This is a genomic window from Kribbella sp. NPDC051137 (genome assembly GCF_040682535.1).
GTDB classification, from domain to species: domain Bacteria; phylum Actinomycetota; class Actinomycetes; order Propionibacteriales; family Kribbellaceae; genus Kribbella; species Kribbella karoonensis.
Genome location: NZ_JBFBBI010000006.1, coordinates 398,994 through 412,452 on the forward strand (window position 1 = coordinate 398,994; position 13,459 = coordinate 412,452).

Below are 13,459 nucleotides of genomic sequence, written 5' to 3' on the forward strand. Positions count from 1 at the left end.
CGTATCACCCCTTCTTCTGAGCGACAGCAAAGATCCGGCGGAACGGCAGCAACGTCCCGTACTCCTTCCGCGGATAAGCCTCCGCCAACCGCGCGCCGTACTCCGCCTCGAACGCAGGCCGTACGTCGTCCGGCAGCGACTGCAGCACCGGCCGCGCCCCGGTCCCCTTCACCCACTCCAGTACGGCGTTGTCGCCGGCCAGCACGTGGAAGTACGTCGTCTCCCACGCGTCGACCACACACCCGAGAGCACTCAGCACGTCGACGTACCCGGCCGGCCCTGGTACCTCGGGGCGCAGCGAGGCGTCCTTGGCGTACTCGGCGTACGGCGGGGTGTTCGCGAGCTCGCGGAGGATCGCGTGCGACGGGGCGTCCCCGTTGCCGGGGATCTGGATCGCCAGCCAGCCGCCCGGCCGCAGCGCCCGGACGAACCCGGGCAGCAGGTCGAGCTGCTCCGGGATCCACTGCAGCGTCGCGTTCGTGACGATCACGTCGAGGCCGGACCCGGTCCACTCGCGCACGTCGCCGAGCTCGAAGCTCAGCCGGTCGTCGGCGTACTGCGCGGCCGCCTCGAGCATCTGCGGCGAGCTGTCGATCCCGCGGATCGTCGCCTCCGGCCAGACCTCGCGCAGCGTCGCGGTCAGCGCTCCCGGCCCACAGCCGAGGTCGACCACGGTCCGTACGTCGTCCGCCCGGACCCGCTCCACCAGGTCCCGGAACGGCCGCGCCCGCTCGTCGGCGTACGTGCCGTACTGCTCCGGATTCCACACCGGTGACCTGCGCATCAGCCGGCCCCTTTCCCTCGATTTATCTTGATGTCGAGATACTTTACCCACGGTACTTGTCTTGATGTCAAGAGTCTTGATCGGTACCCTCGGACCATGGAGGACGAGGTCGATCGGCTGATCGAGGCCTGGCGGCGGGAGCGCCCCGACCTCGACGTGGCGCCGATGGAGGTGCTGTCCCGGGTCAGCCGGCTCGCGCGGCACCTGGACCGCGCCCGCAGCCAGGCCTTCGACACGCACGGACTGGAGTCCTGGGAGTTCGACGTCCTCGCCGCACTCCGCCGGGCCGGTACGCCGTACCAACTCTCCCCCGGCAGACTCCTCAAGGAAACCCTCGTCACCTCCGGAACGATGACGAACCGGGTCGACCGGCTGACTGCCCGCGGCCTGGTCGAGCGCCTGCCGGATCCGAACGACCGGCGCGGCGTGCTCGTCCAGCTCACACCGGACGGACGGGACAAGGTCGACGCCGCGATGGCGGACCTGCTCGCCCACGAGCGCACCCTCCTCGGCGGCATCGGCGACCGCGACCAGCAGAAGATCGCGCGACTGTTGCGCGAACTCGTCCGCCCGTTCGAATAGCCAAGAACAAAAGGCTTTGTACGCCGCGACAAAGCTCCTCGGAATTGCGCCGGAATTATCCGAAAAGACGGTGCGTCACTCCGGCCCTGTTCCAATCGTTGCTAGTTGCAACAGGATCGAGAGGCTGTCGTATCGACACCGGTCCACGCCCCTACTAGGGTCATGACCGTCGGTGGCCAATCGACTACAAAATGTCAAAACAAGGTGACTTCGGCGGCAAGAGGTGGTCCGCCGAAAGCGGCTGCGCGGTGTCCGGGGCTCGGGGCCCGAACAACGTCGGCCGGCACGGGGCCCGCTCACCCAGGAGCTCGGCGTACCCCTCCGAATCACAGGGGATCGGAGGGGACGCCGCGGCTCGAAATCCCCGCAAATCGGGGCTATTCGGCGCGTTCCGCCGCTTCGAACCAGGCGGTTTCCAGCTCGCCGCGCTCGTCCGCGAGCTTGCGCAGCTCGGCGTCCAGCTCGGACAGCCGCTCGTAGTCGCTCGCGCTCGCGGCGAGCTGGTCGTGCAGTTTCGCCTCGGTGTCGGTGAGCTTGGCGAGCTGCCGCTCGATCCGGTTCAGCTCCTTCTTCGCCGCCCGGGCCGCTGCCGCGTCAGCGGTCGTACGTTCAACCAGCTCGGCATTAGCCGTTCCCGGCAAATCCGTTGACACATCCGCCGCCGGTGTCAACGCATTCGACGTCGCCCGCCGCGGAATTCCGGCCGCGAGTTCGTCGAGATACTGCTCGACGCCGCGCGGCAGATGCCGGACCCGGCCGTCGCCCATGATCGCGTAAACCATGTCGCTGACCCGCTCCAGGAAGTACCGGTCGTGGGTGACCGTGACCACCACGCCCGGCCAGCCGTCGAGGAAGTCCTCCAGCACGGTGAGCGTCTCGACGTCCAGGTCGTTGGTCGGTTCGTCGAGGATCAGCACGTTCGGCTCGTCCAGCAGGATGCGCAGCAGCTGCAGCCGGCGGCGCTCGCCACCGGACAGGTCGGAGATCCGCGTGGTCAGCTTGTCGCCGGTGAACCCGAACCGCTCGAGCAGCTGTGACGAGGTCAGCTCACCGCCGCGGCCGGCCAGTGCCGCCGTACGGCGGATCGAGGTGATGTGGTCGAGGACCGTGACCGTGCCGTCGATCTCCTCGAGGTTCTGCGAGAGGCTCGCGACCCGGACCGTCTTGCCCTGCTTGACCAGGCCGTGGTCCGGCGGGAGCTGCCCGGTGAGCACCCGGAGGAACGTCGTCTTGCCGGCGCCGTTCGGGCCGAGCAGCCCGATCCGGTCCGCCGGGCCGAGCCGGAACGTGACATGGTCGAGCATCTTCCGGTCGCCGAAGCTCAGGCTGACGTCCTCGGCGTCGAACACGTCCTTGCCGAGCCGGGACGTCGCCAGCTGGGACAGCGCGAGCTTGTCCCGCGGCGGCGGCTCGTTCTCGATCAGGGCGTTCGCCGCGTCGATCCGGAACTTGGGCTTGGTCGACCGGGCCGGGGCGCCGCGGCGCAGCCAGGCCAGCTCCTTGCGCAGCAGGTTCTGCCGCTTCTCCTCGCTGACCTGCGCGCTCCGGGCCCGCTCCGCCTTCGCCAGCACGTAGGCGGCGTACCCGCCGTCGTACGACGTCACACGGCCGCCCTGGACCTCCCACGTGTCCGTGCAGACCGCGTCGAGGAACCAGCGGTCGTGGGTGACCACGATCAGCGCACCGGCGCGGTCGACGACGTGCTCGGCGAGCCAGCTGACCGCCTCGATGTCCAGATGGTTGGTCGGCTCGTCGAGGATCAGCAGGTCGACCTCGGTGAGCAGCAGCCTCGCGAGCGACGCGCGCCGCCGCTCACCGCCGCTCAGGCTGCCGACCAGTGCCTGGTGGTCGACCTCGCCGAGCAGGTGCTCCATCACCGAGCGGGCCTTCGGGTCCGCCGCCCAGGTGTAGGTCTCGACGTCGCCGAGGACCGCGTGCAGCACGGTCTGCTCCGGGTCGAGGTCGTCGCTCTGCCCGAGGTACCCGAGCCGCAGGTCGCGGTTGTGTGTGATCCGTCCGCTGTCCGGCGGCTCACGCCGGGCCAGGACCTGCAGGAGCGTCGACTTGCCGTCGCCGTTGCGCCCGACCACGCCGATCCGCTCACCACGGCCTACGCCGAGACTGACCGAGTCGAGCAGTGTGCGGGTCCCGAAGCCCTTCGAAACAGCTTCCAGATTGACCAAGTTAGGTGCCGCCATAACGCGCCCAAGGGTAGCCGACGCGGACGGGCATGCCAGGATCGTCCGAGTGCTGACTTCTGCCTGGCTCGACGGGCTCTCGTTGGGTGACCCGGTCGCTGCTGATCCGCTGGAGGGCGGGTACGCGAGCAAGACGTTCCGCGTCCGTACGTCCGAGGGCCGCTCGGTGGTCGTGAAGACCCAGGACAACCTGCCGCCGGACCTGTACGCGCTGGAGGCGGACGGTCTCGACGCGTTGCGCTCCCCCGGCGGATTCGCCGTACCGGAAGTGTTGCGGGTCACGCCGCATTTCATCGTGCTGACGGACCTCGGTACGTCGCAACCGTCGCCGACGTACTGGGAGGACGCCGGGCGCGCCCTCGCGCTACAGCACCTGCGGACGGCGGACAGGTTCGGGTACGACCGGGACAACTACCTCGGCGTACTGCCGCAACGAAACCCGTGGACCACGGACGGTCACGCGTTCTTCGCGGAGCACCGGCTGCTGCGGTACCTCGAGGAGCCGAACTGTCACCGTCAGCTCCCCGAGGAGGACCGCCGGCGCCTGGAACGGGTGGCCGGCCGCCTGCCTCAGCTCATCCCACCTCAGGGCCCGGCGTTGCTGCACGGCGACCTGTGGCACGGCAACCTGCTGCCCGCGCCGACCGGTGCGCCCGCTCTCATCGACCCGGCGGTGTACTACGGCTGGCCGGAGGCGGACCTGTCCACGCTGCTGATCTACGGCCGCCTCTCCGACGAGCTCTTCACGGCGTACGAGGAGATCCACCCGCTGACCCCCGGCTGGCGCGAACGGCTCCCGCTGCTGCATCTGCGGGAGCTGCTCAGCATCACCGCGCACACGCCCGACGTACCCGACACGGTCAGTGAGATCCACACGATCCTCAAGAGCTTTGATTGAGGTGCAGGAGGTACTGCTTCTCGTTGAGCGGGTTGCCGTCGGTGCGGGCGCGGATCGGAGGGGCTGCCGGGACCGGGTGGTAGCTGTCGAACGTGGTGGCGAGCATGCCCTCACCTCGCGTGAGGGTCGGTAGCTGCGACTCGAACGCGTGCGTGGCCGCCGCCGGGATCGTGCCTTCCACGTGCGTCTGAGTCGCCTGCGTGACGACGCCGCGGTGCTCCGCGAGGTGCGCCATGATCCGGGCGACGGTGTCCGCCGGGACGTCCAGCTCGACGCGGTTCACCGGCTCCAGGACCGTCGTACCGGCCTCGGCGATCGCCTGCATCAGGACGAGCGGCACCAGCCGGCGGAAGTCCGCGGCGACGGTGACCGGGCTCCAGTACGCGGTGTGCGTGAGCTCGACCCGGATGTCCGGGATCTCCCAGCCGTACAAGCCCTGGTGCAGCGTCTGCCGGACGGTCTCCTCGATCGCGGTGTGGAACGCCCGGGGCAGCGCACCGAGCTCCACCTCCAGGTGATACTCGATGCCCTCGGCAACCGGTGAGACGCGGAAGCCGACGCCGGCCGCCCACGGGCCTTCGGTGATCTCGCGCATCGCGGCGCCGGTGCCGTTCAGCCGCTCGACGTGGATCGGGGTGGTCTCGCTGAACGTGACGTCGACGCCGTACTGCGTCTCCAGCAGTGCGGCGATCACTTCCTTCTGCACCTCGCCGTAGAGGCTGACCGTGATTTCGCCGGCCTTCCGGACCCGGATCAGCGGGTCCTGCTCGGCCAGCTGGGTGAGCGCCTGGAACAGCCGCACCCGGTCCCGTGCACGCACGACGGTCTCCAACGTCGGCGGCGCGAACAGCCGTTGCGCGTACGTCGACGGTACGCCCAGCTGGTCGCCGATCCGGATGCCCTTCAGGCCGCGCAACGCCACGATCTGCCCGGCCTCGACGCGGTCCACCGGCCGCCGGGCGCCGTCGGCGTACACCTCGATCCCGCTCGGACGGGCCTGGTACGACGGTCCGTCGCCCGGATGTACCTCGACCGGTGTGCGGGCGGCGAGCGTGCCGCTGACGATCCGCGCCGAGGCGATCTTCTGGCCGGCCTCGACCCGCTCGACCTTGAACACGCGCGCCCGCAGGTCGTCGTCCGGTGATCCTGTTGCCCGTGGCAACCAGCGCCGGATACCGTCGATCACCTCGTCGATGCCGACACCGGTCATCGCGGATCCGAAGTACACCGGATGCACGTCGGCCGTCGCGACCTGCTTCCGCAGCTCCGCCGCCTGGTCGACGGGGCCCTGCAGGTACCGCTCCAGGAAGTCGTCGTTGCGCTCGGCAAGGATCTCGCCGAGCTCGGCGCGCTGTACGTCGAGCGGTACGACGGAGGCCGCCCGCGTGCCCAGGTCCGGCACCGCCTGCATCGGTACGGCGCCTGGTGTGAGCAGGCGCCGGACGTCCGCGAGCAGGTCGTCGTACCGGGCGCCGACCCGGTCGACCTTGTTCACGAACAGCAGCGTCGGGATCCGCAGCCGGCCGAGCGTACGCATCAGCAGCCGCGTCTGGGGCTGCACGCCCTCGACCGCGGAGATCACCAGTACGGCGCCGTCCAGCACCGACAGCGCCCGCTCCACCTCAGCGATGAAGTCCGAGTGTCCGGGCGTGTCGATCAGGTTCACCGGCAGGTCGCCGAGCCGGAACGACACCACCGCCGAGCGGATCGTGATCCCGCGTTTCCGCTCCAGCTCCATGGAGTCGGTCCGGGTGTCCCCGTCGTCGACCCGTCCGACCCGGTCGACGACCCCGGCGGCGTACAGCAGCCGCTCGGTCAGGCTGGTCTTACCGGCGTCGACATGCGCAACAATGCCCATCGTCAGAGATTTCAAGAGTCCTCGCGAATGCGTCGAAACGATCAGTACCGATGCGGTAGATCGATCCGCGGCGCATCCCGGTCTCCTGTCTGTCGACGAGCGAGTTCTCTCCGGGACGGTAACACCGCCGGGGGACGAGAACGAGCGGTTTTCTAGCGACTGATGATGGCAGGCAGGATCCTGGCACCCGGGACCGGGCCCTCGGCCTGGCGGACCATCCGGCAGAGGCCTGACTCGGCCAGGTCGACGGCGAGGTCGACGGCGCTGCGGCTGTCCGCGGCGAGGAACAGGCAGGTGGGGCCGGAGCCGGAGATCTGGGCGGCCAGGGCGCCGTGGTCGAGGCCGAACTGCAGGGTGTCGCCGAGCTCCGGGCGGAGCGCGAGCGCGGCGGCCTGGAGGTCGTTGCTGAGCGCAACCGCGAGGGCCGCGGGCTGGCCGGACAGCAGCGCCGAGAGCAGCTCCGGGCGCACCTGCGGCGACTCGACGCGACGCAGCGGGCGCATCCGGTCCAGCTGCCGGTACACCTCCGGCGTCGACAGCCCGCCGTCGGCGATCGCGAACACCCAGTGGAACGTCCCGCGGGACATCACCTCGGTGACCTGCTCGCCGCGGCCCTGGCCGAGCGCGGTGTGGCCGACCAGGCAGAACGGTACGTCGCTGCCGAGCTCGGCCGCGTGGTGCTGCAACTCGGTCTGGGTCAGCTGCAGGCCCCACAGCCGGTTGCAGGCCACCAGGGTCGCCGCCGCGTCCGTGGACCCGCCGGCCATCCCGCCCGCGACCGGGATCGTCTTCCGGATCGTCAGGTCGACGCCCTCGTCCACGTCGTACTCCGCCTGCAGCAGCTGCGCCGCCCGGACAGCGAGGTTCGTCTCGTCGGTCGGTACGTCGTCCGCGAAGTCGCCGGAGATCTCCACGGAGACCTCGCCGTCGTCGTCCCGCAGTACCGCGGTCACGTCGTCGTAGAGGGCCACGGCCTGATACACCGTGGCGACCGGGTGGAACCCGTCGGGGCGCGGCGGACCGACCGACAGACCGAGATTGATCTTGGCCGGCGCCCGCACCGTGACCTCAGCAGAAGGTGGCACGTCGGACAGGCTAGTGCCTTGCCCCGGCTAAGGCGGCAAAGTCTTCGATGGCGAGCATCTCGCCGCGCAGTTGTGGGTCGATCCCGGTGGCCCGGAAGATCTCGTCGAGGCGCTCGCGGTCCGGCATCCAGCGGGCCAGCGCCGAGCGGACGGTCTTCCGGCGCTGCGAGAACGCCGCCTCGATCACCGCGAACGTCTCCTCCCGGGTCGCCGCGGTCGCCGGCGGGTCACGGCGTTCGAACGCGACCAGCCCGGAGTCCACGTTCGGCGCCGGCCAGAACACGTTCCGCCCGATCGGGCCGGCCCGGCGCACGTCGGCGTACCAGGCGGCCTTCGCGGACGGTACGCCGTACGTCCGGGAGCCGGGCGCCGCCGCCAGCCGGTCCGCGACCTCCGCCTGCACCATCACGAGCCCGTGCCGCAGCGAGTCCGACACCTGCAGTAGATGCAGGAGCACCGGTACGGCGACGTTGTACGGCAGGTTCGCCACGCAGGCGGTCGGCGTACCGATCTGCTCCGGACCGACGTCCATCGCGTCCGCCTCGACCACGGTCAGGTCCGTCGCCTGCTCAGGCGCGTACGTCGCCACCGTGGACGGCAGCGCCTGCGCGAGCACCGGGTCGATCTCGACCGCGGTGACCCGGTGCCCCGCCGCGAGCAGCGCCAGCGTCAGCGATCCGAGCCCCGGGCCGATCTCCAGCACGTGCTCGCCCTCGGTGAGGTCGGCGGCGCGGACGATCCGGCGGACCGTGTTCGGGTCGATGACGAAGTTCTGGCCGCGCTGCTTGGTCGGGCGTACTCCCAGCGCGGCGGCCAGCGAACGCACATCAGCCGGACCGAGGAGTCTCGGTCCGGCTGATGTGGATGAATCAGACGAGCTCACGCCGCCAGTGTGTCAGGCTCAAGCCTTCTTGCCGCACACCGGCCACGCGCCGTACCCACCGCGGTCGGCCTTGACCTTCTCCGCGATCGCGATCTGCTGCGCCTTGGACGCACCGTTCGCGTTGTTGGCGTACGCCGTACCGCCGTAGGCCGCCCAGGTGCCGTGGTCGAACTGCAGACCGCCGTAGTACCCGTTGCCGGTGTTCGCGGCCCAGTTGCCGCCGGACTCGCACGCGGCGATCCGGTCCCAGGCGCTGGTGTCACCGCCCGACGTCGCCGGCGGCTTGTTGTCCGTCGTCGAGGTGGTCGTCTCGGTCGGCTTCGGCTTGGTGCCGACCACGACCTGCTCATCGACGGCCTTGGTCACCAGCTTCGACGAGACCACCTTCGTGGTCGACAGCTTGCCGTCCAGGTAGGTGTACAGGTACGTGACGGCCTTCGAGCCGTCGGTGCCCTTGGTCGTGGTCTTCGTGGTGCCCTCGAGCAGCGTCGCCGACTCGGTCTTGTCGGTGCCGTGCGCGATCGCCTCGGTCTTCGTGACGGTCTTCTGCAGGACCTGCACGTAGCCGACCTTGTTCACACCGAGCTTCAGCGGGGTGGCGGCGGCCGGGGTGATCCGGTCGTCGGCGTCCCAGCGGATCTTCGCCTGCGTCAGGGCCTGCCCGACGGTGTTCGCGAGCGACTTGATCGTCACGGTCTTGCCGAGGTGCACGATCTGCACGGTCTTCGGCGTGGTGACGGTCAGCTCCAGGCCCTGGCGGCCGAGCGGCGCGCTCCGGCTCGTGGACAGCTGGGCGCCGTCGTACCGCAGACCCAGGTCCGCGAGCGCCTCGTTCACGCTGTCCGCGGTGGTCCAGTAGGCCTTCTTCGTGCCGTCGGCGTTCACGGTCAGCTCGCGGCCGTACTGCACGGCGATCTCCTGGCCGTCCTTCAGCTTCGAGTCCAGCGACGGTGCGACGTTGTCGTGGTCACCGACCTGAACTTTTTCGGCCTTCAACGCGTCTGCCACGGTGGAGCCGAAGGTGTGCACCTTCCGCACCTGGCCGTCGACGGAGATGCTCACGGTCTTGCTCTTCGAGGCATATGCCACGGAGCCGCCCGCGACGGCTAACGCAGCCGTCGCACCGACGGCCACGATGATGGACTTACGCACTAACGCTCCCAGGTAGGGCTACCCGGGCACGGGGTGGGACAGCACAGGCACCGGCCGCCGCCGCTGGACTGGCTGTCCAGACTTGGTGACCCCGCCGAGGGGTTGTGCATGTCCGGGAACTTCCCCGATCCCGGCCAACATCACGGGACCATAACGAAGAAGTAGCGGAAGTGCCAATCCCCTGTTCGGCGCGTCGTAAAAAGGTGTAACAGCACCCTTACTCGGTGTGATTGCCCCACTGGCCCCGATGCACCACTTCGGCGGTCGTCCGGCGACCCCGTTTCAGCGACGGCGACCGCTTGTCCGGAGCCCGGTGGCCGACCGACAGCACCCCCACCAGATCGAACCCCGCGGGTACGCCGAACTCGTCGAGCAATCGCCTCGTTTTCTCTGCAGGCGGCCCGAAAAAGCAGGCTCCCAGGCCTTCGTCGACCACGGTCTGCAGCATCAGCAGGACCGCCATCCCGGTGTCGACGTACCAGTACGGCGCCGTCCAGCGACCCTCGTCCCGATCGGTCCAGCCCTTGTCCGGTTCGGTGTACCGATCGAGGTACGCGTCCTTGTGCGCGAACGCCAGGATCAGCAGCGGCGCGCGGCGCAACCCTGTGATCCATTCAACATACTTCTCGTCCGGATCCTCGGCCGCGATCCGCCAGTACCGGTCCCGCTCGTCCCCCTCCAACGTCAGGAACGCCCACCCCTGACTGAACCCCCCGGACGGAGCCCGCAACCCGTTCTCCAGGATCCGCTCACGAACCTCCTCAGGCACCGCCCGGTCCGGGTCGTAGTTCCTGACCATCCGCCGCCTGCGGACCACCTCACTGAACTCCATGAGATGTGTCTACCAGCGCCGCCACCCCACACCGCCCCCGGCCATCATCTGCACCCCTCGTCGAGCCACTCGGTCCCCGCCAAGGTTCACCAGGATCACCCGACCGATCACACGACCCTCCAGGCAGACGAGGCGGTCGGAAACCCTTCTGCCAAAGGCGATCCACCGCCCCGATCGCTCCTCAAGCAACGCCCCGCCCCACCTCCGAACAGCCGGACTCAGCCCCGTCCCGGCGTCCGCCTGACCGGCCGGTGATCAACCTGCTGCCCCCGCACTCGTGCCCCGTCCCCCGCGTCCTCCTTGCCCCGCTTGGCAGCCCCCGAAGCATCAGCCTGCGCCCCCGTCAACCCCCGCAACCGTCCGAGCTCAGGCGACAGCTCCCCACCCTCCGCCCGTCCACCAACCTCCCGCGCCTGCTGCACCCGCGCAGCATTGTCGATCCGGTACTTCCGTTCGACCCGATCGACCGCCCGGTCCAACTCGACGATCGCCTTCTGAGCGGCTCGGATCGAAGCCTGTGTCTTCTGGCCGTCGTTCAGCGAGTCGTCCGCGTCGACCGCTTCCAAGCCGGACAGAGCCGCGCGCAACGGAGCAACCAACTGCCGCCGCACCTCACCTCGGTCCGCCTCAGGCATCAGACCTGGCTGTGCGAGACGTGCATCGATCACCAGGTCGGCGGCGACGTTCCAGCGTTGCGCGTCGTCGGCAAGCATCAGCTTCTGTGTGACCTGTTCCTTGGGCAGCCCGCTACGGTCGGCCAGGGCCCGATCGATGTCTCGGACCGCAGACGTGAAGGCGGGATAAGCGTCAATGCTCTCCTGGGACAACACGTCCGGCACAACGTGTTCCAGACCAACGTCCGGGAACACGTCGCGGACAATATTGTCCAGATTGTCGTGCGTCCAATACTCGGTTCGGCCCTCGTTGTCGATCTCCGCCGCGGAGTCGTACGGGTAGGCGTCCGGAGCGGTCGGGTCACCGGACTCGGCAACCAGATGCGCCGCTTCGTGCGCCAGCGTGCCGATGGCGTCGCGGATCGCCAGGGCCTCGCCACCGGTCAGCGGCCGATCGAGATCCCGTGCCTTGCGCAACGGCTCGAGAACGTTGACGACGGACACCGACATACTCCCGTCGTCGCCGGCGGTCCCGAGATAGTCCGGATTGCTCTCCTCGAGCACCGCTCCGGTCCAGCAAGTCCGGGGTGCGGCCGCCGTTCCACCGAACCGCTGATCGACAGCGATCACCACCGCGGCCACCAGCCGGTACTCCCAGGTCTCCGGCGAGATCTCGACGTCGGTCACGATCCGAGGTCGGGATTTTCCCGCCGACGACGCTCGATCAGCCGCTTGAGGGTCGAGTTCATCCGCAGGATCGTCCGGAACTCACGCTCGGGAGCCGACCTGGCCAGCGTGCCGATCTCCGACACCGCACGCTCGGCGTGCTCGATCTGCTCGGCCGGGGTGCCCTTGTCGTTGATCACCTGCGTGACCAGGCTCGCCGCGCGCCAGTACTGCGGGCTCGTGCCGGGCTGCGGGCCGCTGATCAACTCGGGCAGCTTCTCCACTCTGATGACTGCCATGCGGCGGTCGTCCTCGTCCGCGATCTTCTCGGCCAATGCCTTCAGTCGCGAGACCTCTGCGGCCACCGTGGCCTCATCGGCCTCGCCCAGCGAGTCCGCCAGCGCCCGAACCTGTGTGTCGACAGTGTCGTAATCCACCTGGTCCACGAACTCAGCGTATCCGGACGGGTGGCCGGCCGACGGTCACCACGGCCCGCCGAAGGCGTTGTTCGCGTTTTCGTTGAGGGCTGTGCAGAGTTCGGGGACGGAGATGTTGAGGACGTCGGCCATTTTGCGGACGGTGTGGGGGATGAGGTACGACGCGTTGGGTTTGCCGCGGTACGGGGACGGGGTGAGGTACGGCGCGTCCGTTTCGACCAGGATGTGGTCGAGGGGGGTGACGGCGAGGGCGTCGCGGAGGGACTGGGCGTTCTTGAACGTGACGACGCCGGCGAAGCTCAGGTACGCGCCGCGGTTCACGCATTCGCGGGCGAACTCGGTGTCGCCGGAGAAGCAGTGCATCACGAGCCGGTCGGGTACGCCTTCGCGGTCGAGGATGCGCAGTACGTCGTCATGGGCGTCCCGGTCGTGGATCATCAGCGTCTTGTCGAGGCGCTTCGCCAGCTCGATGTGGGCGGCGAACGACTCGTGCTGGGCAGCCCGGCCGTCGGCGCCGGTGCGGAAGTAGTCGAGGCCGGTCTCGCCGATCACGCGGACCTTGCCGGAGCTCGACGCGAGCCGTTCGATCTCGGCGAGCGCGCTGCCGAGCTCGCCGGCCTCCTTCAGCTTCGGCGCCTCGTTCGGGTGCAGGGCGACGCCGGCGATCAGGTTCGGGTACTGCGCGGCCGCCTCGACGGCCCACTCCGCGCCGGGCAGGTCACAACCGACCTGCACGATCCGCGTCACGCCGACGGACGCCGCCAGCTTGATCGCCTCGGCAGGACTCAGCCAAGCCCCGTCCTCCCCGTCCGCGATGTCCAGATGGCAATGCGCGTCGACCACACTCATCGGCAACGGATCCGGCACCGCCGGCCGGCTCCGGTCCCGCGACCGCCCGTCCTCCCCGACCGCCGCACGCTCCCGCGTCGGCCTGCCCACCTCAACACCATCAGACATGGTGCCCAGATTACTGAGTCGATGGCGGACCGCTTCGCCGCTAGCCCTCAGCGGCTTGCTTGACCTTCGCGACGAGCGTTTCCCACATGCCCTGGGCGTGCTGGGCTTCTTCTTCGCTGCCGTTGTTGTCCTGTTCCAGCTTCAGGTGGGTGTTGCCGGTGAGGGTGTAGGTGAGCGTGTGGTAGTTCTCCGGTACGTCGGGTTGCCCGGTCAGCGGACTGTAATGGGTCAGCTTCAAGGAACGGCCCGGGTCGAACTCCAGGATCTCGCCCTTGTCCTGGTAGGTCTTGCCCTGCCACTCGCCGCTCCAGGTGATCGGGCTGCCGACCTGCCAGTCCGTCTCCACCACCGCGCCGAACCACAGCTCCGGCAGGTCCTCCGGCTTGGTGAGTACGTCCCACACCCGCTCGGGCGGGGCCGCGATGTCGATCTCGGCAACTGCCACATAACCAGTCATAGGTCGACAGTACGACCGCCGTACCTCCCCGGCTTGTAGAAAAGCGTCAGCCGGAT

Annotated in this window: 13 protein-coding genes; 2 read left to right on the forward strand and 11 right to left on the reverse strand. The window is 69.0% G+C overall.

Annotation, left to right across the window (positions count from 1 at the left end; translation table 11 throughout):
• Positions 1 to 4: 4 nt before the first annotated feature.
• Positions 5 to 784 (reverse strand): methyltransferase domain-containing protein, encoded by a 780-nt coding sequence (locus AB0M51_RS32580; RefSeq protein ID WP_344192525.1) that lies wholly within the window; start codon positions 782 to 784, stop codon positions 5 to 7.
• Positions 785 to 880: 96 nt separating this feature from the next.
• Here AB0M51_RS32580 and AB0M51_RS32585 point away from each other — a divergent pair, with 96 nt between their 5' ends.
• Entirely contained in the window at positions 881 to 1,366 is a 486-nt protein-coding gene (locus AB0M51_RS32585; protein ID WP_344192523.1) for a MarR family transcriptional regulator, read from the forward strand.
• Between the two features lie 377 nt (positions 1,367 to 1,743).
• Here AB0M51_RS32585 and AB0M51_RS32590 read toward each other — a convergent pair whose 3' ends face one another.
• The gene (locus tag AB0M51_RS32590; protein WP_344192521.1) at positions 1,744 to 3,564 is read right to left on the reverse strand and encodes an ABC-F family ATP-binding cassette domain-containing protein; all 1,821 of its coding nucleotides are present in this window, start codon (positions 3,562 to 3,564) and stop codon (positions 1,744 to 1,746) included.
• Between the two features lie 49 nt (positions 3,565 to 3,613).
• On the opposite strand from AB0M51_RS32590, the gene AB0M51_RS32595 reads away from it, so the two are divergent.
• Positions 3,614 to 4,462, forward strand: coding sequence for a fructosamine kinase family protein (locus AB0M51_RS32595; RefSeq protein ID WP_344192519.1), 849 nt, complete (start codon positions 3,614 to 3,616; stop codon positions 4,460 to 4,462).
• Here the strand turns inward: AB0M51_RS32595 and AB0M51_RS32600 are convergent.
• The 9 genes from AB0M51_RS32600 to AB0M51_RS32640 all read right to left on the reverse strand — a co-directional run bounded on the left by AB0M51_RS32600 (position 4,446) and on the right by AB0M51_RS32640 (position 13,403).
• Positions 4,446 to 6,320: a translation factor GTPase family protein gene (locus AB0M51_RS32600; protein WP_344192517.1), complete on the reverse strand. Its 1,875-nt coding sequence runs from the start codon at positions 6,318 to 6,320 to the stop codon at positions 4,446 to 4,448. The two genes, AB0M51_RS32595 and AB0M51_RS32600, sit on opposite strands and share 17 nt — an antisense overlap.
• A 152-nt stretch (positions 6,321 to 6,472) precedes the next feature.
• Positions 6,473 to 7,405, reverse strand: coding sequence for a 4-(cytidine 5'-diphospho)-2-C-methyl-D-erythritol kinase (locus AB0M51_RS32605; protein WP_363751816.1), 933 nt, complete (start codon positions 7,403 to 7,405; stop codon positions 6,473 to 6,475).
• Positions 7,406 to 7,415: 10 nt separating this feature from the next.
• Positions 7,416 to 8,288 carry a 16S rRNA (adenine(1518)-N(6)/adenine(1519)-N(6))-dimethyltransferase RsmA gene (gene rsmA, locus AB0M51_RS32610; protein WP_363751818.1) on the reverse strand — a complete coding sequence of 291 codons (873 nt, stop codon included), beginning with the start codon at positions 8,286 to 8,288 and terminating at the stop codon, positions 7,416 to 7,418.
• 18 nt (positions 8,289 to 8,306) lie between these two features.
• On the reverse strand, positions 8,307 to 9,440 hold the full coding sequence (locus AB0M51_RS32615) for a ubiquitin-like domain-containing protein (RefSeq protein WP_344192507.1): 1,134 nt from the start codon (positions 9,438 to 9,440) through the stop codon (positions 8,307 to 8,309).
• A gap of 217 nt (positions 9,441 to 9,657) precedes the next feature.
• On the reverse strand, positions 9,658 to 10,272 hold the full coding sequence (locus tag AB0M51_RS32620) for a nitroreductase family protein (protein ID WP_344192505.1): 615 nt from the start codon (positions 10,270 to 10,272) through the stop codon (positions 9,658 to 9,660).
• Positions 10,273 to 10,490: 218 nt separating this feature from the next.
• Positions 10,491 to 11,573 (reverse strand): hypothetical protein, encoded by a 1,083-nt coding sequence (locus AB0M51_RS32625; protein WP_344192503.1) that lies wholly within the window; start codon positions 11,571 to 11,573, stop codon positions 10,491 to 10,493.
• Positions 11,570 to 11,998 carry a hypothetical protein gene (locus AB0M51_RS32630; RefSeq protein WP_344192501.1) on the reverse strand — a complete coding sequence of 143 codons (429 nt, stop codon included), beginning with the start codon at positions 11,996 to 11,998 and terminating at the stop codon, positions 11,570 to 11,572. Before AB0M51_RS32630 ends, AB0M51_RS32625 begins: the two co-directional genes overlap by 4 nt.
• Before the next feature lie 36 nt (positions 11,999 to 12,034).
• Positions 12,035 to 12,946 carry a TatD family hydrolase gene (locus AB0M51_RS32635; protein WP_344192499.1) on the reverse strand — a complete coding sequence of 304 codons (912 nt, stop codon included), beginning with the start codon at positions 12,944 to 12,946 and terminating at the stop codon, positions 12,035 to 12,037.
• 40 nt (positions 12,947 to 12,986) lie between these two features.
• On the reverse strand, positions 12,987 to 13,403 hold the full coding sequence (locus tag AB0M51_RS32640) for an SRPBCC domain-containing protein (RefSeq protein ID WP_344192497.1): 417 nt from the start codon (positions 13,401 to 13,403) through the stop codon (positions 12,987 to 12,989).
• Between the last annotated feature and the right edge of the window lie 56 nt (positions 13,404 to 13,459).